The sequence below is a fragment of the Pseudaestuariivita rosea genome (genome assembly GCF_017592335.1).
In the GTDB taxonomy this organism is placed as follows: domain Bacteria; phylum Pseudomonadota; class Alphaproteobacteria; order Rhodobacterales; family Rhodobacteraceae; genus Parasulfitobacter; species Parasulfitobacter rosea.
Genome location: NZ_JACNMP010000001.1, coordinates 240,301 through 264,903 on the forward strand (window position 1 = coordinate 240,301; position 24,603 = coordinate 264,903).

Annotated in this window: 24 protein-coding genes; 13 read left to right on the plus strand and 11 right to left on the minus strand. The window is 55.2% G+C overall.

Annotated elements, in window-relative coordinates; translation table 11 throughout:
• Positions 1-3: 3 nt before the first annotated feature.
• The 3 genes from H7848_RS01150 to H7848_RS01160 are packed head-to-tail and all read right to left on the minus strand — an operon-like array spanning position 4 to position 4,117.
• Complete coding sequence (locus H7848_RS01150) at positions 4-2,202, minus strand: hybrid sensor histidine kinase/response regulator (RefSeq protein ID WP_208347322.1); 2,199 nt, start codon at positions 2,200-2,202, stop codon at positions 4-6.
• Positions 2,202-3,374 (minus strand): FIST N-terminal domain-containing protein, encoded by a 1,173-nt coding sequence (locus tag H7848_RS01155; RefSeq protein WP_208347324.1) that lies wholly within the window; start codon positions 3,372-3,374, stop codon positions 2,202-2,204. The genes H7848_RS01150 and H7848_RS01155 overlap by 1 nt, the downstream gene beginning before the upstream one ends.
• Before the next feature lie 44 nt (positions 3,375-3,418).
• Positions 3,419-4,117, minus strand: coding sequence for a response regulator (locus H7848_RS01160; protein WP_208347326.1), 699 nt, complete (start codon positions 4,115-4,117; stop codon positions 3,419-3,421).
• Positions 4,118-4,283: 166 nt separating this feature from the next.
• Here H7848_RS01160 and H7848_RS01165 point away from each other — a divergent pair, with 166 nt between their 5' ends.
• The 4 genes from H7848_RS01165 to H7848_RS01180 are packed head-to-tail and all read left to right on the plus strand — an operon-like array spanning position 4,284 to position 8,565.
• Positions 4,284-4,811, plus strand: coding sequence for an SRPBCC family protein (locus H7848_RS01165; protein WP_208347328.1), 528 nt, complete (start codon positions 4,284-4,286; stop codon positions 4,809-4,811).
• A 33-nt stretch (positions 4,812-4,844) separates the two neighbouring features.
• The gene (locus H7848_RS01170) at positions 4,845-5,330 is read left to right on the plus strand and encodes a (2Fe-2S)-binding protein (RefSeq protein WP_208347330.1); all 486 of its coding nucleotides are present in this window, start codon (positions 4,845-4,847) and stop codon (positions 5,328-5,330) included.
• 33 nt (positions 5,331-5,363) lie between these two features.
• On the plus strand, positions 5,364-7,724 hold the full coding sequence (locus H7848_RS01175) for a xanthine dehydrogenase family protein molybdopterin-binding subunit (RefSeq protein WP_208347332.1): 2,361 nt from the start codon (positions 5,364-5,366) through the stop codon (positions 7,722-7,724).
• A gap of 49 nt (positions 7,725-7,773) precedes the next feature.
• A complete protein-coding gene (locus H7848_RS01180; RefSeq protein ID WP_208347334.1) occupies positions 7,774-8,565 on the plus strand; it encodes an FAD binding domain-containing protein in 792 nt (263 codons plus the stop codon).
• A 179-nt stretch (positions 8,566-8,744) separates the two neighbouring features.
• Here the strand turns inward: H7848_RS01180 and H7848_RS01185 are convergent, their stop codons facing one another.
• Complete coding sequence (locus H7848_RS01185; RefSeq protein WP_208347336.1) at positions 8,745-9,683, minus strand: hypothetical protein; 939 nt, start codon at positions 9,681-9,683, stop codon at positions 8,745-8,747.
• Positions 9,684-9,851: 168 nt separating this feature from the next.
• Positions 9,852-10,253 (minus strand): tellurite resistance TerB family protein, encoded by a 402-nt coding sequence (locus H7848_RS01190; protein WP_237072514.1) that lies wholly within the window; start codon positions 10,251-10,253, stop codon positions 9,852-9,854.
• A gap of 124 nt (positions 10,254-10,377) precedes the next feature.
• On the opposite strand from H7848_RS01190, the gene H7848_RS01195 reads away from it, so the two are divergent.
• Positions 10,378-12,021, plus strand: coding sequence for a lysine--tRNA ligase (locus H7848_RS01195; protein WP_208347340.1), 1,644 nt, complete (start codon positions 10,378-10,380; stop codon positions 12,019-12,021).
• A gap of 12 nt (positions 12,022-12,033) precedes the next feature.
• On the opposite strand, the gene H7848_RS01200 is transcribed toward H7848_RS01195, so the two are convergent.
• Positions 12,034-12,450 (minus strand): Lrp/AsnC family transcriptional regulator, encoded by a 417-nt coding sequence (locus H7848_RS01200; RefSeq protein WP_208347342.1) that lies wholly within the window; start codon positions 12,448-12,450, stop codon positions 12,034-12,036.
• 123 nt (positions 12,451-12,573) lie between these two features.
• Between H7848_RS01200 and rocF the strand changes: the two genes are divergently transcribed.
• The gene (gene rocF, locus H7848_RS01205; RefSeq protein ID WP_208347344.1) at positions 12,574-13,506 is read left to right on the plus strand and encodes an arginase; all 933 of its coding nucleotides are present in this window, start codon (positions 12,574-12,576) and stop codon (positions 13,504-13,506) included.
• Complete coding sequence (locus tag H7848_RS01210) at positions 13,503-14,573, plus strand: ornithine cyclodeaminase (RefSeq protein ID WP_208347345.1); 1,071 nt, start codon at positions 13,503-13,505, stop codon at positions 14,571-14,573. Before rocF ends, H7848_RS01210 begins: the two co-directional genes overlap by 4 nt.
• Before the next feature lie 7 nt (positions 14,574-14,580).
• Here H7848_RS01210 and H7848_RS01215 read toward each other — a convergent pair whose 3' ends face one another.
• Positions 14,581-15,714 (minus strand): alkane 1-monooxygenase, encoded by a 1,134-nt coding sequence (locus H7848_RS01215; RefSeq protein WP_208347346.1) that lies wholly within the window; start codon positions 15,712-15,714, stop codon positions 14,581-14,583.
• Between the two features lie 66 nt (positions 15,715-15,780).
• Positions 15,781-16,830 carry an A/G-specific adenine glycosylase gene (mutY, locus tag H7848_RS01220; RefSeq protein WP_208347347.1) on the minus strand — a complete coding sequence of 350 codons (1,050 nt, stop codon included), beginning with the start codon at positions 16,828-16,830 and terminating at the stop codon, positions 15,781-15,783.
• An 88-nt stretch (positions 16,831-16,918) separates the two neighbouring features.
• Here mutY and H7848_RS01225 point away from each other — a divergent pair, with 88 nt between their 5' ends.
• From H7848_RS01225 to H7848_RS01235, 3 genes are read left to right on the plus strand one after another with little or no spacing between them, the layout of a single operon-like run.
• On the plus strand, positions 16,919-17,428 hold the full coding sequence (locus tag H7848_RS01225; RefSeq protein WP_208347348.1) for a DUF721 domain-containing protein: 510 nt from the start codon (positions 16,919-16,921) through the stop codon (positions 17,426-17,428).
• 8 nt (positions 17,429-17,436) lie between these two features.
• On the plus strand, positions 17,437-18,093 hold the full coding sequence (locus tag H7848_RS01230; protein ID WP_208347349.1) for a DsbA family protein: 657 nt from the start codon (positions 17,437-17,439) through the stop codon (positions 18,091-18,093).
• Positions 18,093-19,199 (plus strand): CaiB/BaiF CoA transferase family protein, encoded by a 1,107-nt coding sequence (locus H7848_RS01235; RefSeq protein ID WP_208347350.1) that lies wholly within the window; start codon positions 18,093-18,095, stop codon positions 19,197-19,199. The genes H7848_RS01230 and H7848_RS01235 overlap by 1 nt, the downstream gene beginning before the upstream one ends.
• A 29-nt stretch (positions 19,200-19,228) precedes the next feature.
• Here H7848_RS01235 and H7848_RS01240 read toward each other — a convergent pair whose 3' ends face one another.
• Positions 19,229-19,810: a YceI family protein gene (locus H7848_RS01240; RefSeq protein ID WP_208347351.1), complete on the minus strand. Its 582-nt coding sequence runs from the start codon at positions 19,808-19,810 to the stop codon at positions 19,229-19,231.
• A 187-nt stretch (positions 19,811-19,997) separates the two neighbouring features.
• Here H7848_RS01240 and H7848_RS01245 point away from each other — a divergent pair, with 187 nt between their 5' ends.
• From H7848_RS01245 to lpxK, 3 genes are read left to right on the plus strand one after another with little or no spacing between them, the layout of a single operon-like run.
• Positions 19,998-20,243 (plus strand): DUF4170 domain-containing protein, encoded by a 246-nt coding sequence (locus H7848_RS01245; protein ID WP_208347353.1) that lies wholly within the window; start codon positions 19,998-20,000, stop codon positions 20,241-20,243.
• Positions 20,244-20,253: 10 nt separating this feature from the next.
• The gene (locus H7848_RS01250; RefSeq protein ID WP_208347354.1) at positions 20,254-21,453 is read left to right on the plus strand and encodes a 3-deoxy-D-manno-octulosonic acid transferase; all 1,200 of its coding nucleotides are present in this window, start codon (positions 20,254-20,256) and stop codon (positions 21,451-21,453) included.
• Between the two features lie 3 nt (positions 21,454-21,456).
• Positions 21,457-22,470: a tetraacyldisaccharide 4'-kinase gene (lpxK, locus tag H7848_RS01255; RefSeq protein ID WP_208347356.1), complete on the plus strand. Its 1,014-nt coding sequence runs from the start codon at positions 21,457-21,459 to the stop codon at positions 22,468-22,470.
• Here lpxK and H7848_RS01260 read toward each other — a convergent pair.
• Together H7848_RS01260 and H7848_RS01265 are read right to left on the minus strand one after the other, a co-directional pair.
• Complete coding sequence (locus H7848_RS01260; RefSeq protein WP_208347358.1) at positions 22,448-23,224, minus strand: inositol monophosphatase family protein; 777 nt, start codon at positions 23,222-23,224, stop codon at positions 22,448-22,450. The genes lpxK and H7848_RS01260 overlap by 23 nt on opposite strands.
• A complete protein-coding gene (locus H7848_RS01265; protein ID WP_208347360.1) occupies positions 23,211-24,554 on the minus strand; it encodes a TldD/PmbA family protein in 1,344 nt (447 codons plus the stop codon). The genes H7848_RS01260 and H7848_RS01265 overlap by 14 nt, the downstream gene beginning before the upstream one ends.
• Positions 24,555-24,603: the final 49 nt, after the last annotated feature.

The following is a 24,603-nucleotide window of genomic DNA, read 5'->3' on the forward strand; positions in this document are numbered from 1 at the left end:
CGCTCAGGTTAAAACCTCTTCCAGAAACAGCCGTAATTGCTCAGGATCAATGGGTTTGCTGATCAGCTGAACGCCCATCCTGATACAGTTCTGGCGCAGTTCGGCACTGCGGTTGGCCGAGATAATGCGCGTTGGCACCGGGCCGTATCGCTTCTGTAAAATCTCAAATAATTCAATACCATCCATGTCATCTGACAGTTGATAGTCCAGCAATATGGCATCCGGTTTCAGTTGGATTTCCTCAAGTAACTGCAGGGCCGCTTCGCCATCCGTGGCCTCAAGCACACTGACGTTCCACTTTTCCAACAATAGGCTGATCGCACGGCTTAGGTCATGGTCATTCTCGACCAGTAGAATGATCAGCCCAGCATCCTGCACCGCCTGCAACCGCGACTTGATCGGAGCATTCTTCGCCAATGTACCCTTGGGTTCGGTGATCGACAGATTGACAAAAAATCCGGTTCCGCGACCCACTTCAGACCAAAGACCTAATGGGTGCCCTAACCGCGTACAGGCCCGTTCGACGATGGCCAGGCCCAGCCCCATACCTTCGCTGGCACTGGCGCGGGCGTCCAGGCGGCGAAATTCCTCAAAGATAACATCTTGATTTTCTTCAGCAATTCCGGGGCCTGTATCCCAAACCTCAAGCCGCGCTGATTTCCCCAGACGCCGAACGCCCACCAGAACCTTGCCGCTGTTTGTATAGCGGATCGCATTGCTGATCAGGTTCTGCACGATCCGGCGCAGAAAGGCAGCGTCGCTTTTGACCGTCAGATTTGACGGCACAACCCGCAGATCCAGCCCCTTTTTCTTGGCGATCGGTTCCAGTTCATTGCGAAGCGGCAACAGGATATCGTTCATCGCCACCGGCGCGATATCAAAACTGGCGCTGCCCGCTTCCAGTTTTGAGATATCCAGCAGCGCGTCTATGATCTGTTCAACACTGGCCAGGGCGTTTTCAGCCTTGGCGATCACCTCAAGATCGCTTGCGCTGCGGCTGGATTCGGTCAGCGATGATACGAACAGCTTCGCCGCCGACAGGGGTTGCAAAAGGTCGTGACTGGCGGCGGCCACAAAGCGCGACTTGGATGCATTGGCCCGTTCCGCTGCGGCCAGAGCATCCTCCAGCTCAAGCGTGCGCTCCATAACCCTTTGTTCCAAAAGCTCATTCACCTCGAACAGAGCATTCGCAGCCTCGCGTTCGGACGTGACATCGGTGAAGCTGATCACAAAGCCTTGGTCCGGCATTTCCTGGGCGAAGACATCCAGAATAACGCCTGAGCTGCGCTGAACTTCAAAAGACAAGGGGCGCCGCTTTGTCCGCTGCATAGCCCAGGCGCGAAATTTCTTGGGGCTGAAACCGCCGCTGAATTCGACCTCGCCTGGCATCTGATCCAGTAGTGTGTCGAACTGCGCGCCAAGGCGAAAATGGTTGATCGACATAGACAAAAGACTACCAACCTTGGCGTTCCAGCCGACCAGTTGCGCGTCCTTGTCAAAGATGCAAACCCCCTGATTAAGGTGATCCAGCGTCGCGCGGATCATGCGGGCCTGTTTATCGCGCAGCTTGTTTCGTTCTTCCCGCTCAAGCCGCATGATGTCGGTCACATCGGTCTGCAGGATCACCGTACCGCCGTTCTTGGTGCGATGTTCACTGACCTGTAGCCAGCGATCCCACAGCAGCCGCACATTGAACATCACATGATTGTCTTTGTGACGCTGCATCCGTTTTTGGGCCCAATCATCGGGTGTTTCATCATCAGGCAGCGCCAGATAGCGGCTTTCGCTGATCAGCCGCACGTATTCAACAAAGTCCAAACCGGACTGAAGGTGGTCGGTGATATCATGCATGTGCCTGCAGAATCGACTGTTTGACAGGATCAACCGATCATCTGGCCCGAAAAGGCCAAAGCCTTCGTTCACGGTTTCAATAGCATCGGTCAGATTGGTACGGGCATCTTCGGCCTCGGCCATTGCTTCGGCCAGTCGCGCGTTCGATTCATGCAAAAGATCCAGCGTGTGTTCCAGATCAAGCGTCCGCTGCCGTACCTGATCTTCCAACAGCGCGGCACGTTCAAACTGAGCGTAAGCAATACCGCTATTGTCAGTGTCCTGTTCCACGCGCCGCATCAAGGCATCTGCGATCTGAAGCAGCTTTTCGTTCTGTCGTTCCAAACTGTCGTCTGGATTGATCAGTGACATCACTCGGTATCCTCTGGCGTGAAAATGGCAACGCCGGTCATGGTGTGGTTGACGTGAAGGGCGCCGCGCTGCTCGCCATATGTTGAAAACCCGACAACACGGTTTTCGTCAAGAATTTTGCCAAGCTGATGGCCGACCTGTTTCTGCGTTGCCTCTATGCGGCGTAAAAAACAGTCAAATGCAATAATTGCATCCGGTTTTTTATCGGCCAGAAGATCGTGAAATGCCTGGCTTAGATGTGAAACGATATCTTCTGGTTCGGCCAGGGTCAGAACCATGCCTTCATCAATGGCGGAAAAGAACACCAGATCACCGTCTGGCGTCACACGCTGTATCGCACGCACGTGATGGGTTCCGCCAAGGCGCACGACAACCGGACTGGCCGCAAAGGTAAAATTATCCAATTGCTGCGGGTCTTTACCAAGAATGCGCGCATATTCGGCGGCAGCCGGTTCGGCATTCAGGCGTTCGACGATACGGCGGCTTGGATCGGCCTTGGTAACGACCATGCGGACGTCTTTTGGTGTCAGATGATCAAGGCTGAAAACTTTGATGGGGCAACGCGTGCGGACCAGGGCGACGATCGCGGCGTTCCGATGGATGGTCCCGTTCAGCGAAATCAGGGTTTGCTCAAAACGCGTGCCGTCCCCGGCCGAACCGCCGAACATCGGCACGGGTCCAAGGCCCGGTGCGATAGCTGCGGCCAGTTGATCTTCGCTGAGTGACAGGCCGTCGACGACCATAAAGGCAAATTCATGCGCGAAGCTCGCAGCGCTTTCCATCAGGTCCACCCGCATCCGGATCAGCGCATCGACATGCTTGTCCTGATCCAATGCCGTCAGGTTTTCGACCAGATGGCAACTGACCTGAAACAGCGATTTCGGGAAAGCAATGGCAACGATCTGATCATCCAGATATCCGCCCTGGCCAATTTCGCCTGCCGTTGTGCAAGCCATGACCTGAGTACCAGCGAATGCAGCATTCGCCTGACCGACCAATTTCGCAAAGTCTGCATCGGGGCTGACAAACAGACAAACCAGGGCAAATTCGCCCAAACCCAACTTCGCCTGCAGGGCCTCAATCGGTGCAGTATGATTGCTGGCCACCTGCGCCCTGCGCAAGCTGCTGACGTCTTTCTCCTCCGAAGCAGACGGATTTTTAGATCCATCCACTGTGCGTTCCCGCTTATTGTTATCTGACGATCAGGATAGGGGCGCTAATGCTCGCTTGGCAAGACCTTTGCAAAGCGGGCCTCTTGTGCGATCAGAACGGCCTGGGTGCGGCTTTGTACGCCAAGTTTGCGCATGATGGCCGTGACATGCGCCTTTACTGTCGTTTCCGCGATCGAAAGATCATAGGCAATCTGCTTGTTCAGCTTACCTTCGCAGATCAGTTGCAGGATGCGTGATTGCTGTACCGTCAGGCTGGACAGCCGCGACAGCGCGTCGTCCGGGCTGTGTTTTTCGCTTTCGATATCGCTGACTTCGACATAGCCGTCGGGGGTGAATGTCTCACCATCGGCCAAACGTGCAAAAGCGTCGCGAAAGACCTCGCGCTGACTGTGTTTGGGAATAAACCCCGAGGCACCCGCGCGCAATGTATGGGAAATCATCCGGTTGTCTGCCATCGACGACACCACGATGACGGGCGTGCGCGGTGCCACGGTTTTCAGCCGGATCAGACCGTCCAGCCCGGTGACATCGGGCAGATTCAGATCAAGGATGATGACATCGGGAAATTCGGTGTTGCCCACCATCTGCAAGGCATTTTCAAGCCGATCAGTGGTTTTGACATCTTCGATCTCAGAAACGATTTTCAATGTCAGGGCAAGCGCATCACAAAACAGCGGGTGATCATCCACCACCAGCGCTTTCTTGAAGCTGGTCTTTTCCACGCTGTCAGAGCGCAGCTGCATCTTACTATTCCCTATACTGCTATACCCAGCCTACAGCGAAGCATCGCCGGGGTCTCTTACCAAAAAGTATCGGTCCTTTCACCCGGTGTCATACATATATAGGCCGTAAGTCGTATTCACGAAAACCACAGGACTTCATACGGTATCGTCAAAAGGGACAAACTCTATGGAAATGAATGATTCACGCGAGATCAGCGCGCCGCCACAGGTGGTGTGGGACGCGTTGCTGAACCCAGAGATATTGAAACAATGCATTCCGGGCTGTCAGGAAATGACCGGATCGCCCGAAGATGGCTTTGATGCCGTGGTTGTGCAGAAGGTCGGGCCGGTCAAGGCGACGTTCAAGGGCCATGTGAAACTTGAGGAAATGCAGGAACCATCCTGCCTGACCATGAATGGCGAAGGTAAGGGGGGTGCGGCCGGGTTTGCAAAGGGCGCCGCCAAGGTAACGCTGACACCATCCGACGATGGCACCATTCTGCAGTATGAGGTCGAAGCCAAGGTCGGTGGCAAGCTGGCGCAACTGGGCAGCCGGATCATTGACGGATTTTCCAAGAAAATGGCCGATCAGTTTTTCACGAATTTCCAGAACACTCTGCACGGGCCAGAGGAAGAAGAAGACATTACAGACGCGGACGATGGGGACGCGCCAGAGGAAAAGAAAGGGTGGCTGAAACGCTTAGTCAAAAGCTGACAGCCGTCTTTTGGGACTTACAGGGAGGTTTGAATGGTCTCAGTTTCAATGAACGTGAATGGAAAGCCAGCCAGCGGCGAGGTCGAGGGCCGCACGCTGTTGTCTGCTTTCCTACGCGAAAATCTAAAGCTGACGGGCACCCACATCGGCTGCGATACCAGCCAGTGCGGTGCTTGTGTGGTGCATGTGGATGGCAAAGCGGTCAAGGCGTGCACAATGCTGGCAGCCGAGGCAGATGGATCCGAGGTCAAGACAATCGAAGGCATGGCAAACGCGGATGGGTCGCTTGGCGTTGTCCAGCAGGCGTTTCAGGATCATCACGGCCTTCAGTGCGGGTTCTGCACACCGGGTATGGTGATGTCGGCCGCCGCCCTGCTGTCGGAAAACCCCAACCCGTCCGAGGCCGAGATACGCGAATATCTTGAAGGCAACCTGTGCCGCTGCACCGGATACCACAATATCGTCAAAGCGATCATGGCCGCGGCCGGTCAGGACGTTAGCAAAATCGCAGCCGAGTAAGCGGCTGACGCTCGCAATCCAAGGGAGGATACCATGCCAAAAGACGGAGGCATTGGCGCCAGCTCAAAACGGCGCGAAGACGTACGGTTTCTGACGGGAAAAGGCCGTTACACCGATGATATCAACATTCACGGACAGGCTTATGCCTATTTTCTAAGGTCCGAGGTCGCCTATGGCAAGATCAACGGGATCGACACAAGCGTTGCAGAAGGTATGCCGGGTGTTGTGCAGATCTTTACCGCCAAGGATTTCGAAGGCGCCGGTGGCATTCCCTGCGGTTGGCAGGTGACCGACCGTCATGGTCAGCCCATGCAGGAACCTAAGCATCCCATTCTGGCCGAAGGGTTTGTGCGCCATGTGGGCGACCCGATTGTCGGTGTGGTCGCGGATACTCTGGAGCAGGCCCGCGATGCGGCCGAGGCGATTGACGTCGATATCACCGAAATCGACCCGGTTCTGGACATGCGGGCGGCTTTGGCCGACGGCGCAACCAAGGTGCATGACGAACTCAGCAGCAACCTGTGCTACGACTGGAACCTGGGCAACAGCCCGGAAGAGGCCGAACAGGTCATGAACTCAGCCCATCACGTCACAACGCTTGAACTGACCAACAACCGGCTGATTGCAAATCCGATGGAACCGCGTGTGGCTGTCGGTGATTACAGCATCGCGAATGATGACTATACGCTTTACACCACCAGCCAGAATCCCCATGTGATCCGTTTGCTGATGGGCGCTTTTGTTCTGAATATCCCTGAACATAAGCTGCGCGTGGTGGCCCCCGACGTGGGTGGTGGATTTGGGTCCAAGATTTATCACTATGCCGAGGAAGCCTTTTGCACCTTTGCCGCCAAACAGTGTATGCGCCCGGTCAAATGGACGTCGTCACGGTCCGAGGCCTTTGTGTCCGACGCCCATGGCCGCGATCACGTGACTACAATCCGCCTGGCTCTGGATGAAAATGGCAAGTTTCTTGCCATTCATACCGACACGCTGGCCAATATGGGCGCCTATCTGTCGACCTTTTCCAGCAGTATTCCGACATGGCTGCACGGCACGCTGATGGCCGGTAACTATACGACGCCGATTGTCTCGGTGAACGTCAAAGCGGTGTTCACCAACACCGTGCCGGTCGATGCCTATCGCGGTGCCGGTCGGCCCGAGGCGACATTCCAGCTTGAACGCGTGGTCGACAAAGCCGCCCGTGAAATGGGGATTGATCCGGTCGAAATCCGTCGCCGGAACTTCATCACCGAATTCCCCTATGCCACCCCGGTCGCCGTGGAATATGACACCGGTGACTACCACGCGACGATGGATAAGCTGCTTGAGCTGTCAGATCACGCGGGTTTTGAGGTGCGGGCGGCCGAATCCAAGGCAAATGGCAAACTGCGTGGCTTCGGTATTTCACATTACATCGAAGCCTGCGGAATTGCGCCGTCAAACCTGGTGGGTCAGTTGGGCGCACGGGCCGGGCTTTATGAAAGCGCGACCGTCCGTGTGAATGCAACAGGTTCGATCAGTGTCATGACCGGATCGCACAGCCACGGGCAGGGGCATGAAACATCCTTTGCCCAGGTCGTGGCCGAGATGATCGGGATTGATGAAAAACAGATCGATATCGTTCATGGTGATACGGCAAATACACCGATGGGTATGGGCACCTATGGGTCCAGATCCTTGGCCGTTGGGGGATCTGCGATCGTGCGTGCGACCGAGAAGATCCTGAACAAGGCCAAAAAGATCGCCGCCCACCTGCTGGAAGCTTCGGAAGCGGATATCGAGCTGAAGGATGGTACATTCACCGTGGCGGGCACCGATAAATCAGTTGCCTGGGGGGATGTGACACTGGCGGCCTACGTGCCCCACAACTATCCGCTGGAAGAAATTGAACCGGGGCTGGAAGAAACCGCCTTCTATGACCCGGCGAATTTCACCTATCCCAGTGGTGGCTACGGGTGCGAGGTTGAAGTCGACCCCGAAACCGGCAAGGTCCAGATCCTGTCGTTCACGGCTGCGGATGATTTTGGCAACGTCGTCAATCCTATGATCGTCGAAGGTCAGGTCCAAGGCGGTCTGGCCCAGGGGATCGGGCAGGCTTTGCTGGAAAACTGCGCCTATGACGAAAACGGTCAGCTGCTGTCGGGGTCATACATGGATTACACCATGCCCCGCGCCGATGACGTGCCGATGTTCAAGGTGGACCATTCCTGCATGACGCCCTGCACGCATAATCCATTGGGCGTGAAGGGCTGTGGCGAGGCCGGTGCTATCGGTTCGCCGCCCGCGGTGGTCAACGCAGTCATCGACGCGCTGCAGCGGGGTGGGCATGATGTCAAACACATCGACATGCCGCTTAGCCCGGACCGCGTCTGGATGGCAATGAACAGCTAAGGCAACGGGCCCTGCCCCTTTGGGCGGGGTCTCCAATAGGGAGAGAAAGATGCACAATTTTGACTTTGTGAAACCAGGCACCGTTGCCGATGCCGCAGCTGCACTGCAAGGGGACGAAGCGCAGCCGCTTGGGGGCGGGCAAACGCTGATCCCGACGATGAAGCAGCGGCTGGCAGCGCCTGAAACGCTGGTCAGCCTGATCGGTATCGCGGAAATGCAGGGGGTCTGCAAAACCGATGCGGGCGAACTGTCGATCGGCGGGGCCACGACCCACGCCACGGTCGAGGCCGAGGCAGCAAGCTTGTTCCCCGGTCTGGCCGGTCTGGCGGGCCGCATCGGTGATCCGGCCGTGCGCAATCGCGGCACGATCGGCGGCAGTCTGGCCAATAACGACCCGGCGGCGTGCTATCCTGCGGCGGCCTTGGCCACTGGTGCCACAATCCGGACCGACAAACGCGAAATCGCGGCGGATGACTATTTTCAGGGGATGTTCACAACGGCCCTTGACGAAGGCGAGATCATCGTCGAGGTCCGCATGCCGATCCCGGAAAAATCGAACTATCAGAAGTTTCTGCAACCCGCATCCCGGTTTGCGTTGACGGGTGTCTTTGTGGCGAAATATGCCGATGGTGTCAGGGTCGCTGTCACCGGCGCATCGGAAGAAGGCGTGTTTCGCTGGACTGAGGCAGAACAAGCCCTTGGCAGCAACTTCGCCGCCGATGCGATTTCGGGGCTTAGCGTCAGCGCAGACGGCATGATCAACGATCTGCATGGTACCCCAGAATATCGCGCGCATCTGGTCAAAGTTCTGACAGGCCGCGCTGTAATGGCCGCTGCCTGAATAAGCGCAGGTTAAAAGAAAACGCCCGTTGCGAATTGCTGCGGGCGTTTTGTTTATTCAGAGGATTGCATACGGTGCGCATGTCTGACCCTGCTGAGATAGTTAAACTAAATTCAGATGTGGAAGATGTTGATTGCCTAAAATAGCGCGATAGACGAACGAATATAACAATCTAAGCCTTACGACCTGCTTTTACGCAATGACCTGATATCATCTGGTGAAGCCTGTTGGGCTTGTTTCTCAGCCGCCTCTGCCAGATCATGACTGTCTCTTTGATCTACAAAAACCAATGCGGCGGCGGCACAATGCAGGCAGAAAAGCCAGAGGGACGTCAGAATAAACAACCCGATAACAATCGCTTCTTCAGCGCCAAAGCTGATAAATCTGCTATCTCCTTCCGCCAATTGTTCCAGATTGAATAAGGCACTACGTAAGGCGTCGCCCTGCCCGATAAAATCTGCAGCGGCCTCTAAAGCATCCGACATGAAGAACGGTGATAACTGGTATATCGCGACCAGGATAAACAACGGCACAAAACCTGCGCCAAACTTCCATAGGAACGGATAAGAGCGCCCGTACATGCCCGCACCCGCAGACGAGGCCGCCATCGGCACCAGAATTGCGGCACGGATCGCTGATGCAATCGCAACAAAGATAAATGCCACAGTTGTGAAGGGCAAGGTTTCTTCAAGCCTAAGAAGCTCGGCCCCAGTCAGGGATGCCGCACCTTCAAGAAACCGAAGCACTTCAGTCGCATCCTGTGGTGACATCAATACGTAACCCCCAAGCACCAGCCCGGACAGAACAACAATTCCAAAGCCTTCTACAAATCCATAGCCGATCGCAGGCAAAGACAGATCTGTGTATTTGCCTGTGACTTCTTCACCTTTTGCCCTAAGCCCAAGGCGTATGGCGATCATGACGGGTATCACGTTGGCCGCCAGAAAAACGGCTAAGGACAGTAAAATTCCAAGCGCCGGGACAAGCCAGCTTAATATAGCCCCAAGTATGAATGCCACGATCATGTAGATTATATAAAGTATGACTATGATCGGCAGCAGCAGGATAAGCCGCCAAAGCACAGAAAATGAAAGCGTAAAGCTATTTATCAAAAACACGGGTCAAATCCGTTATTGTTTCTTTAGAAGTTTTACCGGGCTATAACTTTTTACTGCGGGTAAAAGTTGAAATGCTTCACCGGGATTGTAAACAGGCTTATTACAACTGACATCACTTTGTTAGCCGACTGTGTCTTGCCCAAGCTCAAAAAGATTTACGAAGTTGTGCTAGATCGTCATATGCCGCGCCCGTGCGCCCCGTTCAATGGCGGCGGCGTGCAGGCGGTCGATGCTAAGCTCATAACGGATTTCTTCCAGCATGCGCAGTTCAGGTGCCGCGATCATACCGTCGGCGGCCGCGACATCACAGGCCAGCGCGTAGGCTGTTTCGAAAAGCCGTTCTGGCAGGTTATTGCGGATCAGTCCGAAGAATGCGTCTAAGCCGTCCTCTTGCTCAAACAAATCAAAAACGGTGTTTGAGATCGTGTTTAACCGGTCTGAGTCATAGCCGGCGAAAATCGGTAAATGATTCACACTGTTGGTGATTTTTACCAATTCCGAGGTCCGCATATTTTCATCCGACGCTGAAACGGCAATCATCACAGCGGCAAGACAATCCTGAGGTGTCATCGAAGTAGCGTCGGTCACGGGAAATATCCTTTCATTGTCATTGCCCTGTTTATTGACGTCGCTCGCCCGCGGCAATAGGACAGGGGCGTTTATGCTGCGATGCAAAATCCTGTTGGAGAATTCGATGTCTGATCTGCGCGATAGTGCAATGCGTTCCAAAGCCTGGCCCTTTGAAGAGGCGCGCCGGGTCTTGAAACGTTACGAAAAAGCCGCGCCAGAAAAAGGCTATGTGCTATTCCAGACCGGATACGGCCCCAGTGGCCTGCCCCACATCGGTACTTTTGGAGAGGTCGCGCGCACGACCATGGTGCGTCGTGCGTTTGAGCTGATCAGCGATATTCCGACCCGGTTGATCTGTTTTTCCGACGATATGGACGGCCTGCGCAAGGTGCCCAGCAATGTTCCCAATCAGGAAGAGATGGCGCAGGATTTGAATCTGCCGTTGACAAAGGTACGTGATCCTTTTGGCACGCATGAAGGATTTGCCCAGCATAACAATGCGCGCCTTTGTGCCTTTCTGGACGAATACGGGTTTGAGTACGACTTCGCCTCGGCTACTGAATATTATACGTCTGGCCGTTTCGACGAAATGCTGCTGATCGCGCTGGAACGCTTTGATAAAATTCAGGACATCATGCTGCCGACACTGGGCGAAGAGCGTCGCGCAACCTATTCCTGCTTTCTGCCCGTTAGTCCGAAAACCGGTCATGTGCTGCAAGTGCCCACGCTGGAACGCAATGTGGCCAAAGGCACGATTGTTTACGAAGAACCCGACGGCGAACGCATCGAAATCCCTGTGACGGGTGGCCATGTGAAAATGCAGTGGAAAGCCGATTGGGCGATGCGCTGGGCCGCCTTGGGTGTGGATTACGAAATGTCGGGCAAGGATCTGATCGACAGCGTCACGCAATCTTCCAAAATCTGCCGTGTGCTGGGGCAACGGCCACCTGAAAGCCTGTCGTATGAGCTGTTTAATGATGAGCAGGGCCAGAAAATCTCAAAATCTAAGGGCAACGGCCTGTCGATGGAGGAATGGCTGACCTATGCCGCGCCCGAAAGCCTGCAATATTTCATGTATCAAAAGCCAAAGACGGCCAAACGGTTGTATTTCGACGTGATCCCCAAAGCGGTGGATGAATATCACCAGCAGTTGCGCGCCTATCCCGATCAGGATGCCGATAAGAAACTTGCCAATCCGGTCTTTCACATCCACGGCCATAATGTACCGACGTCTGATATGGTCATACCGTTTTCGATGCTGCTGAATCTGGCCAGTGCCTCAAGCGCCGAAGATAAGGGCACCATGTGGGGCTTTATTGGAAAATATGCGCCTGATGCGTCGCCCGAAACGCACCCCGGTCTGGATGCGGCGGCAGGATATGCTGTGCGCTATTTCAATGATTTTGTGAAACCGGCCAAAGTATTCCGCGCGCCAACCGATCAGGAACAGGCGGCCTTACAGGATTTGGCGAATGCCCTGAAAGATCAGGATATAGCACTGAAAGCCATCGCGCAGAAAAATGCAGCCATGGGCAATGACGACCCGCTGCCCGAAGCGGATTACAGCGACGAAGATTTTCTGCAGTCCATCGTCTTTGCCGTCGGCAAGAACCACGGGTTTGAGCCATTGCGTGACTGGTTCAAGGCTATTTATGAAGTTCTTCTGGGTGCTAGTCAGGGGCCGCGTTTTGGCGGTTTCATCGCGCTGTACGGTGTCGACGAAACTGTTGTTTTGATCGAAAAAGGGCTGGCGGGTGAACTTGGTTAAGGGCGTGGCCCCCTAATATTCCCGCGCCAGCAAAAGCGATGTTTCGCTGTTGGACACGCCTGGAATATCGCGCACGTTACGCAGGGTCTGGTCAAATTCACCCAGTGTCTGTGTCTGAATCTGAGCAACAAGATCCCAGGCGCCGCTTGTCGTATGCAGCGCTATAATTTGCGGTAACTGTCTAAGCTTTGACAAAACTGAACGCGCCATGCTGCCCTGTAACTCGATCATCATGACAGCGCGGATTGCATCATCGGGCGCATCTGTAAGCTCAACCGTGAACCGACGGATGACGTTATTTTCGATCAGCCGCGCCATTCGCATCTGAACAGTGGCCCTTGAAACGTTTAAACGTCCGGCAAGGGTCGTTACCGATGCGCGCGCATCTTCTTTCAAAAGACGAATAAGGGCCTGATCCAACTGATCCATCACATTATCATATTGTTGATCTATTTTAGCAGTATGTCAGAAAAATTCCGAAAATATAGCAAATTAAAACTCAAAAACAGCGAATTGGCATGGCAATACTCAAGTAAATGGGAAAGGCTGATTATGGCAGGCAAAACATGCAAAATCTTAGGGGCGCCCGTTCAGGCGGGAACTGATGTTGATGGGTGCCTAATGGGCCCCGATGCGTTCCGAACAGCCGGTCTGAAAGTGGCATTACAGGCCCTTGGCCATGATGTCAGTGACCTAGGCAACGTGACGCCAACAGCAGTCAATGCGGCTATGCATCATAATCCGAAGGTCCATGGCTTATCTGATATTGCGGCATGGATTGAGGCCTTGCAAAAGATCGCTTATCAGACGGCCCAGAACTGTGATGTGCCGATCTTTTTGGGTGGTGATCACAGTATCTCGGCCGGAACTGTGCCGGGCATCGCCCGCTATTCAAATGATCTGGATCGGCCGCAATTTGTATTCTGGATGGATGCGCACCCCGATCTGCATACGCTGGATACGACGGCCAGCGGCAATTTGCATGGGACACCCGTTGCCTATTTTTCGGGTGAGGATGGATTCGATGACTTTTATCCGCCTTTGCTTGCGACGGTTCCGCCCGAAAATATCTTTATGTTGGGGCTGCGGTCGGTCGACCCCGCAGAACATGACCGCATTCTGAATGGCTCGATTCAGGTTCATGATATGCGTGAGGTCGATGAGCAAGGCGTTCAGGCGCCGCTTGAGGCTTTCCTTAAGCGCGTCGCGGATGCAGGTGGCGCCTTGCACGTCAGTTTCGACGTGGATGTACTGGACCCAGGCATTGCACCGGGTGTGGGCACCGCTGTCCCCGGCGGTCTGACCTATCGCGAGGCACATCATATCATGGAAATTCTTTGCGACAGCGGCCTGGTCACGTCGATTGATCTGGTCGAACTGAATCCGTTTCTGGACGACCGCGGGAAAACAGCGACCCTGATGGTCGACCTTTGCGCCAGCCTGATGGGACGCAAGGTCTTTGACAGATCACGAGGTGACAGATGACCCAGCCCAAACTTCCCCCCGCGCCGTCGGACCTGGCGATGGTTCCATTCGTCAGCGTCGAAAACATGATGAAAATCGTCAACCATATTGGTCCGGCCCGCATGATGGCCGAGATCGCCGAGTATATCGAAAGCGATTTCAAACGATGGGAAGAGTTCGACAAAACCCCCCGCGTGGCTGCGCATTCAACCGAAGGCGTGATCGAGTTGATGCCAACATCCGACGGTGAAACCTATGGTTTCAAATACGTCAACGGTCACCCGGCAAATATGGCGCGCGGGTTTCAGACGGTGACGGCCTTTGGTGTGTTGGCCCGCGTTGATAACGGTTATCCGATCCTGTTGTCGGAAATGACCATTCTGACAGCCTTGCGTACGGCTGCAACATCAGCTGTGGCCGCGAAATATCTGGCACCCAAGGGGGCCAAAACGATGGCGATGATCGGTAACGGGGCACAGTGCGAATTTCAGGCGCTGGCCTTTCGCGAGGTTCTGGGGATTGAGGGCGTCCGTCTTTATGACCTTGACCCGGCGGCCACCGACAAAGCTGCGCACAATTTGCAGGGCAGTGGTCTGAATATCGTCAAATGCACTTCGCCCGAAGATGCTGTGACAAGCGCCGAAATCATCACGACATGCACCGCTGACAAACAATATGCGACGATCCTGACCGACAATATGGTCGGGGCCGGTCAGCACATCAACGCCATTGGTGGCGACTGCCCCGGCAAAACCGAGTTGCATCGTGATGTGCTTTTACGGTCGGATATATTTGTCGAATTTCCGCCGCAAACCCGGATCGAAGGCGAAATTCAGCAGCTTGATCCCGATCACCCGGTGACTGAGCTGTGGCGCGTCATCGCGGGCCAGCAGGACGGCCGGACATCAGATCGTCAGATCACCCTGTTTGACAGTGTGGGCTTCGCGACCGAGGATTTTTCAGCGCTGCGCTATGTCTATGATCAGCTGCAAAAGACCGGCCATTATATCGATCTGGATATGCTGGCCGATCCGGATGATCCGCGCGATCTGTTTGGCATGGTACGCCGCGCGAATCCAAAGCCTTGATTGCCCTCTACCGCGGCATCGGATTGGTGCCGTATTTGTAGGGCTTCCAATTTGTGATCTCGGGGTAGTACATTGCCCGCCACTGCTTGACCCGCGGGTTCATCCGCCTGCGCCACAGCGGCGGGACCATCGCCATCAGCGTCATCAGCGGATAGCCATAGGGCAATTGCGGTGCGTCAGCCTCGGTATAGGTTTGCAGCAGGGGATATCGGCGGTCAGGTTTATAGTGGTGATCGGAATGGCGTTGCAGATTGATCAAAAGCCAGTTCGACACTTTCTGCGACGCGTTCCAGCTATGCCGCGGCAGGACATGTTCGTATTTACCGTCGCCCTTATGCTTGCGCGTCAGCCCGTAATGTTCGACGTAATTCACCAGTTCCAACTGCCAGATTGCAGTAAAGGCCTGGATCAAAAACAGGCCAAGCCCGGCCCATCCGCCGATGATAATGGCCAACACAGCAAAACCGCCCTGCAGCGCCCAATACCGCCAGAACGGGTTGGACCGGTGATGCCAGGGCAGACCTTTGCGCGCCAGCATGTTCTTTTCAGCCGCGAATGCCGAAACAAAACACTGGCGCAGGACACGCGGGAAAAAGCGGTAAAAGCCTTCGTTATAGCGGGCCGTCACCGGGTCTTTGGGTGTGCCGACATAGCGATGATGCACCAGCAGATGTTCGGAACGGAAGTGCGAATAAAGCACCATCGCCAGCAACAGGTCTGCCAGCCAGCGTTCCAGCTTGCTTTTCTGATGCATCAGTTCGTGGCTGTAGTTGATCCCGACGGTTCCTGTGATCACGCCAACGCCGAAAAACAGCCCGATCAATTCCAACGCGGACAAGTGATCGGTCAACGAAACGTATAGCAGAATGCCGAAAACGGTGCTGAACTGAACCGGAAACCAGATCAGTGTGACCAGTCGATACCAGAACAACTGATCGTCGTTGATCTCAAGATCGGCGTTTTCTTCATTCAATCCGGCAAAAGCATCGATGATCGAAAACAGATACCAGGTCGTCAGCGGCAGCAGTAAAACCAGCCAGCCGCCATAGATCGCGCCGACCCAGGCCAATGGCACCAAGGCCAGTGACAGCCAGAATGGCAATGCAGATTGCAATCGGGCGGCTTGTGCGGCTGTAATCATCGTGATCCTCCCCAAGATGATGATCATAGGTATGTTAGGAAAAGATTACCATTTCATTCAAGTCTGTCACCAGTGGTCTGTCGTAAGGTCAAATGCCTTTCTCATCACTGTGGGAAGGTCCGAGCGCCGAAAATCTCGGGCTGATACAAAGAAAAACCCTGGCGGATCGGGCATAGGGGGCAGCGTTGCGGTCTTAACCTGAAGGCGCAGATGAAAATGGGTAAAGGTATGGCGTGCCTCGGCCTGCAGGTCGCTCCAGTCGGCGGTCAGCGGCGGATTTTCCTGCGGATCATCGCCCCAATCTGATCCGGGCCATCCAAGCATGCCGCCCAAAAGACCTTTTTCCGGCCGCCGTTCCAGCAAAAACGCACCATCCTGCCGCCGTGCGATGTAAACGATACCAAAGCGGGTCGGTTTTTGCGCTTTGGGCTTTTTTCGGGGCAGGTCTGCCTGTACGCCTTCGCGCCGCGCAACACATGGATCACGCCATGGGCAAATACCGCAAGCCGGTGACTTGGGCGTACAGATCGTCGCGCCCAGGTCCATCACTGCTTGCGCGTAATCACCCGGCCGCATGGGCGGGGTCAGTTGTGCGGCTTTTCTGGTCAGTTCAGGCTTAGCGTCCGGTAGGGGTGTCTGAATGTTGTAGACGCGGGCCATCACACGTTCGACATTGCCATCGACCACCGTTTCAGGCCGGTCAAAGGCAATCGAGGCGATGGCTGCAGCTGTATAAGGCCCGATGCCGGGCAGCTTTAGAAGCTGATCATACGTGTCCGGAAAGATACCATTGTGATCGTCCCGCACAGCACGCGCGCATTTTAGCAGGTTCCGTGCACGGGCATAGTACCCCAGCCCCGCCCATTCCGCCATAACATCTGCATCATCTACTGCCGCAAGCGCCTGAACTGTCGGCCAACGTACCGTAAATCGGTTGAAATAGTCGCGAACAGCAGCGACGGTGGTCTGTTGCAGCATGACCTCGGACAGCCAGACGCGATAGGGGTCAGGGATCACGCCCGCCTTGCGATCATGGGGGCCAATCCGCCACGGCATATCGCGTGCATGTCTGTCGTACCATTCTAGCAATACGTCGCTGAACTGATCGTCACGCAATGTTTACGCCCCGTTTGGTCGTTTAAGACTGGTTTGCCGTCCAAGTCTGTCTAAGATAGAGCGTGACTGATGAAAAACAGGAATATTGGTGATCGGCCAGCGCACATATAAATCGGGGTTCAAATCGGCGTCCAGTTTTCTGACGCAACAGATCCGTTCGGCCACGGAAAAGCGCGGGTTCGCTGTGACGCGACTGTTGACCCACTGGTCCGACATCGTGGGTGATGCGGTTGCCAATGTCGCGACGCCCGTCAAGATCAGATACGGTCGCGAAGGGTTCGGTGCCACGCTGACCTTGCTGACCACTGGTGCACAGGCCCCGATGTTGCAGGCGCAATTGCCGCAGATCAGGGATCGGGTGAATGCCTGTTACGGATACAACGCGATTTCGCAGATCCGCCTGACTCAGACGGCGCCGACCGGTTTTGCCGAAGGTCAGGCTCAGTTCAAACCAAAGCCAAAGGCGCGCCCGATGCCGTCTGTCCAGGTGGAACAATCGGCAAAACAAGTCGCTATGGTCGTAGAAAATGATGACCTGCGCGCGGCCCTTGAAAAACTGGGCACAAACATTCTATCCAAGTACGGAAATAAGGATTGAGGCACAAAATGAAACGTATCGCTGCCATAGCTGCTGTTGCGGCGCTTGCTGCTGGTGGGACTTATTTGTTCATGCAACCCGGCCAAACGCCAAGCCCCATTGGCGCGGCGCAGGCTCAAACCACGACCGAGGTTCCCTCGGATATCGTTGAAATGGCCATAGGGTCTGAAAACGCGCCGGTGACTGTTGTCGAATATGCCTCGTTCACGTGTCCGCACTGCGCGACCTTCCATGAAGGCACTTTTGAGCAGATCAAGGAAAACTATATCGACACAGGCAAGGTTCGTTTCGTCTATCGCGAAGTGTATTTTGACCGCTTTGGTTTATGGGCGTCAATGGTGGCGCGCTGTGGTGGCGAAATGCGCTTCTTTGGCATCGCCGATATGATCTATGACCAACAGCGTGAATGGCTGGCCTCGGGCGATCCTGTGCAGATTGCTGACAACTTGCGCACCATCGGGCGGGCGGCTGGCATGTCAGGCGAACAGGTCAACGCCTGTATGGAAGATCGCGGCAAGGCCGAGGCACTGATCAACTGGTATGAGGCCAACGCAAGCGCCGACCGCATTGAATCGACCCCGTCGTTTGTGATCAATGGCGAAAGATACTCGAATATGAGCTATCGTGAGTTCGCCCGTGTTCTGGACGAAAAACTTTCCAACTGATGACGCCACTGGCTGGCCTGAAGGTTGTTGAGCTTGCACGGATTCTGGCCGGTCCCTGGGCCGGTCAGACCTTGGCCGACCTGGGTGCCGAGGTTATCAAAATCGAAAGTCCAGCCGGTGATGATACCCGGCAATGGGGACCGCCCTTTGTCGATCACGATGGCGCCCGGTCTGCAGCCTATTTCCATTGCTGCAACCGTGGGAAAACAAGTGTCGTTCTGGACTTCAACCGGGAAACCGACCGCGATGAAGTGCTTTGCCTGATTTCTGATGCCGATGTCCTGATCGAAAATTTCAAGGTCGGCGGTTTGGCTAAATATGGGCTGGATTACGACAGCGTCGCGGTGCTGAATCCACAGTTGATTTACTGTTCTATCACCGGTTTTGGGCAAACAGGACCTTATGCGCATCGCGCGGGGTACGACTATATTATCCAGGGCATGTCGGGCCTGATGTCGATCACCGGTGAACCCGACGGCCCGCCGCAAAAGGTGGGTGTTGCGATCACGGATATCCTGACAGGCGTTTATGCAACCACCGCCATTTTGGCGGCTTTACAACAGCGCCATGTGACTGGTCGCGGGCAGCACATTGATATGGCATTGCTGGATGTTGCAGTCGCCGTGCAGGCCAATCAGGCGATGAATTACCTGGTTACGGGCACGTCGCCCATGCGTTTGGGCACCGCGCATCCGAACCTGGCCCCCTATCAGGTTTTTGCCTGCAACGACGGTCATATCATTATTGCAGTGGGCAATGACGCGCAGTTTGTTCGGCTGTGTCAGGTGCTGAATTGCCCCGAACTGGGTACTGACATCAAATACCGCACCAATCCTGACCGGGTTTCGCATCGGGAAAAACTGGCCAACGATCTAGGGGCTTACATCGCCAATTGGACGAAAGATACGCTATTGAAGGCTTGTGAAGATGCCGGGGTGCCCGCAGGGCCCATCAATACGATAGCCGAGGTCTTTGACGATCCACAGGTCAAACACCGAATGATGCAGCAGGATTACGCGGGCGTGCCGGGGGTCAGATCACCATTTCAGTTTTCCGATGCGAACCTGGGCCAAAGGCGGGCCTCTCCGCCCCTGAAAAAGAAATAGCCACCACCCATGGGGCGATGGCTGTTCAATTATTCAGCCTGCTGCGCTTCGATTGAAATCCGAACCTCAACTTCATCCGATACAGCCGGTGCAAATGCACCTACCCCAAAGTCAGACCGCAGCAGTGTCGTTGTGGCGTCAAAGCCAACGGTTGGTGTGCCTTCCTTGGGGCCAAACGGAAACGGCTGAGACTGCGTCAGTGTAGTTTCCAGCACGACAGACTGCGTGATATCGTTCATTGTCAGATCACCGGTAATGTTGGCCGTGTTGTCGCCGGTCACTTCGATACTGGTTGAGCTGAAGGTAATCATGTCATCTTCTGTCGCGCCAAAGAAGTCATCTGACATAAAATGCTCTTCCCGCGCTTCCCAGCCTGTAAACATGCTCATGACAGGCATCGACACGGTCACGCTTGAATTTGCGGGATCTTCCTGATCAAACATGATTTCGCCTTCAAAGCCTGAAAACATGCCAAAAGTCGTGGAATAGCCAAGATGGTTATAGCTGAACAGAACCTGACTGTGGCTTGCATCCAGCGCATATCTTTCTGGTGCGGCAAATACAGGGGTCGCCAAGACGGCAATGGCAGTAGCAAAAGCAAGGGGTTTCATCGGACACTCCGGTTAAATTGCATCTGTCGTTAACAATTCGCGCTATTTTGTCGCAAAGCAAGTCGACAGAACTCAACACTATGTGTTCATCTACGAACACGACGGTGCCTAAAATGTCTTTTGCAGCCGCGGCTTGACCATGGGGCCGAAATTCATAGAGTGCGATCAACATAAAAAGGGGCATTTCATGACACAACGTTTGCATCTGGTTTTCGGGGGTGAATTGGTTGACCCCACCAAGAATGCGTTCAAGAACGTCGAAGATATTCATATTGTGGGAATTTTCCCCGATTATGCAAAGGCCTTTGATGCCTGGAAAGCCGAAGCCCAACGCACCGTCGATAATGCACATATGCGATATTACATCGCCCATCTGCACAGATTGCGGGACGAAGAGACCGAGGCCTCTCCGACCGAGGAACTTGGGTCTTAAGTTGTGACGGATGGCGCATCCTGCGGATCATCTGGACAAAAGTGAAAACCTGACCTCGGGCGCAGCTTTGTCGACCAAGGCCGAGGGGCCACTGATCTGGCTGCAGGCGTCCGAAGCACCCGATGCGCTGGCAATGTGTGAACTTGCGGCGCGGCTGCGATTGGAACGCGATGATGCACGTTTTCTGCTGACCGTCCCGCAGACGCTTGTGCTGCCATCGGATGATCGATTTCAGATTGTCACGGTGCAACCACTGCCGCCGGAAACCCCGCAAGCTGTCGAAATATTTTTGAAGATATGGAAGCCCGATCTGTTGATCTGGTGCAATGGCGAACTGCGCCATGTGCTGCTGGAAAAATTCGCGCAGCAATCTGTGCCGATGTTTCTGATCAATCTGACAACGGGCGCAGCCGACAGTTCAAATCTGAAGTGGATGCTGGGATTCCAGCACGATACTTTGCAGCATTTTCAACAGATTTTTGCTGCTGACCGCGAGGCGGAAGCGATGGCGAAACGTTTGGGTGCCAGATCTGATCGCGTCACGATCACCCCCATGATCCAGGAAGGGACGCCCGCACTGGTCTGTGATGATGAAGAACGTATTCATCTGTCTGCCAAACTCAGCAATCGCCCGGTCTGGTTGGCCGCATATGCGTCGGAAAAAGAAATTGAGCTGATCACCCAGGCACACCGGCGGGCGTGCCGTACAGCACACCGCCTGTTATTGATCCTTGTGCCTGACGATCTGTCGGCTGGTTCAGACATTGCCAGCATGCTGCAGGGTCAGGGCTGGTCTGTCGCAACACGGTCCAATGGCGAAGAACCGTGGGAGGCAACGCAGATCTATCTGGCTGATACCAAAGACGAGATGGGATTGTGGTATCGCCTCGCGCCCATCACATTTATCGGTTGTTCTTTGGCCCATGGTCCTGGACACAACCCCCTTGAACCCGCAGCACTTGGTTCGGCCGTCATTCACGGCCCGAATATCGCGCGTTATCGGCACAGCTATCAGCGTCTGGCGCAGGCCGAGGCCGCCAGAACGGTTCGATCCGCAGATCAACTGGCAGGCGCCGTCGAATACCTGATATCACCCAACAACGCTGCGAAAATGGCCCATGGTGCATGGGATGTTATATCAGATGCAGCAGAAGCGACCGATCATCTGATTGAAATCAGTCTGTTAGCCCTTGATGATCAAGGCGTTTGATCGATGAAAGCACCACTTTTCTGGTTTTCAGCGCCGCATAAACCGGCCTGGCAAGCGCGCCTTTTGGCGCCGCTTGGCTGGCTTTACGCGCAAGCGACCGCAAGACGTCTGAAGAAACGCGGTACTGCAGCGGCCTGCCCCGTAATCTGCATCGGCAATATCAACGCGGGGGGTACGGGCAAAACACCGATGGTGATTGCCGTGGTTGAACGTCTTAAGGCGCGGGGGCTGAAGTGTATCTGTGTCTCGCGCGGCTACGGTGGCCAGATGAAAGGCCCGATCCAGGTCGCAGCCGATCATCAGGCATGTGATGTGGGCGACGAACCGCTTTTGATTGCAGCTTTCACAGAAACGATTGTGGCGCAGGATCGGGCGGCCGGTGTTCGGATGGCTGAAGACATGGGCGCGGATGTCATCATCATGGATGACGGGTTTCAGAACCCAAGTGTCGTCAAGGATATCTCGGTCGTTGTCGTCGACGCGTGGAAAGGCTTTGGCAACGCGCGTGTCATTCCGGCGGGCCCTTTGCGCGAACCGGTTGAAGCGGGCTTGAAACGGGCGGATATGGTGCTGTCTATTGGGCCGGATCGCGCGCAGGATCGATTTGCCAAGCTCTGGTCTGATCGCATTGCCATTCCGCATATCCGCGGGCGCCTAGAGCCGTTGCCGACCGGCATGCCCTGGGCCGGACTGCCATGTCTGGCCTTCGCGGGCATCGGACACCCGGAAAAGTTCTTTGAGACCTTGCGCAACATGGGGGCCAATGTGCTGCGGGGCGAGGCTTTGAAAGATCACCAACCACTGACCGAAGTCCTGATGAAGCGGCTTGAGATCGAAGCGCAGATGCTGAATGCCCAGTTGGTCACAACGGAAAAAGACGCCGTTCGTTTGCCGGATAGCTTCCGCCGTAAGGTTCTGACTGTGCCCGTTCGTCTGCAGATCGATGACTGGTCGGTCTTTGATGCTGCTTTTGAGGAAGCGGAGCAGCAGAAGTCTAAGTCAACAAAGCCTTCGTGATCTGATCATGCAGACGCGGTCCTGCAGCCACAACGCCAGCAACTTGAGGTTTTCGATTGTTGAACACCAATTCTTGCCCATCGGGCGACGTCACAACACCGCCCGCTTCCTGAACGATCAACATACCTGCGGCAATGTCCCATTCCCACGTCGGACGCAGGGTCATCATGGCGTCAAAACGACCCTCGCCCACCAGACTTAGGCGATAGGCCAAGGATGCCCTGAAATGCCGTTTCAACGGTGGCGCGCCACCTTTCCAGTTTTCGGCAAACAGATTGGGCTTGGCCGCCAACACGGTGGCATCCTGCATGGTATCCCTACCGGTCACAAAAAGGGGTGCGTCGTTGTGAAAAGCACCCTGACCTGTTTCGGCGTGATACATCTTATCCCGCGCTGGCAGGTAAACAACTGCGGCGGTCGGCACGCCATTTTCGACGATCGCCAGTGAATGCGCCCAGGTTGCATTGCCCTCCATAAAGGACCGCGTTCCATCAATAGGATCGATCACGAATGTTCGTTCAGCGGTTGATCTGGCCGGATCGTCCTCGGATTCCTCACTAAGCCAGCCATAGTCAGGGCGGGCGCCCATCAGCCTATCGCGCAGCATGGCATTGACGGCCAGATCAGCCTCGGTCACCGGTCCTGCGCCATCGGGTTTGTCCCAGACCTGAGGTTCGCTGCGAAAGAACCGTTTTGCGATTTCACCTGCGTCTTTTGCTGCGTCCATCAGCAGCGTCAGGTCATTCCCCGGCAATGGTCAGACCTTCAACTAAAAGCGATGGGACAACGCGCGACAGATAGGGCCGCGCATCATTGGCCGGAATGATCGTTTTCAGCATTGCCCGCAGGTTTCCGGCGATGGTGCATTCATTCACCGGGTACTGCACTTCGCCGTTTTCCACCCAGAACCCGGATGCACCGCGCGAATAGTCCCCTGTGGTCGGATTGATCGAACTGCCGATCATAGATGTGACCAACAGGCCCGTTCCCATATCCTGGATAAGTTCCTGTTGCGTTTTATCGCCTTGGGTCAGTTCTATATTGCTGACACTGGGCGACGGCGGCGCGGATGTGCCGCGGACTGCATTTGCGGTACTGTCCAGCCCCAGCTTGCGGGCTGTGGCAAGATCCAACGTCCATTCGCACAATATACCATTTTCGACAATCGCACGACGGCGGGTTGGCAGCCCTTCAGCATCAAAGGGCCGTGATCCAGCAATCCGGCGTCGATGCGGGTCTTCGATCACCGAAAGTGCCCCAGGCAAAACCTGTTCGCCCATGCCGTCGCGCAACCACGAAGACCCACGCGCAATCATGGTGCCATTGATCGCTGTAATCAGGTGTCCAATCAACGAGGACGAAACGCGTTCATCGAACAGAACCGGAAAACTGCCCGTTTTCGGTTTTTTCGCGCCCTGCCGGGCGATGGTACGGTCGGCTGCGGATTGGCCGATGTCTTGCGGGCTGCGCAGGTCGGCCTGAAATATGCGACTGTCGCCATCATAGTCCCGTTCCATCCCGGTACCTTCGCCCGCAATCGCGACGCAGTACAGACTACGATCTGTGCGGGCATATCCGCCCGAGAACCCATTGCTGGCGGCCAGATGGATGTGCCGTTTTGTATAGGCGGCTGAGCTTGACTGAACCTGGCTGATCCCCTTGACTGCCATCGCTGTTGCTTCAGCCTGACGGGCATCTGCCTCTAGATCGGTTGGCTGAGGTTCAGCAGCAGGATCGGTTAGTTCAAGCGCATCGATATCGGCATTCTGTGCCAACTGATCAGCTGTAGCCAAACCGGCAAAGGGGTCTTCTGGCGCCTCATTGGCCATGGCGACCGCACGTTCCGCCATTTTTTCGACGGTCTGCGGACTGATATCCGAGGTCGACACACAGGCCTGTCGTTTACCGATCAGCACGCGCAAGCCAAGATCGACCCCTTCGGATCGTTCGGCCTGTTCAATCACACCGCCACGCACATCGATTGAAATCGAAGTGCCATCGACAGCGATTACATCGGCGGCATCAGCGCCGGCTTTCAGCGCCGCCGCAACGGCTGACTGCGTCAGTTCATCAAGCTTATGCATGGAAGTCCTACTCCTTGCCCGGGACAATAGGTTGTGTCACGGGCAAGTA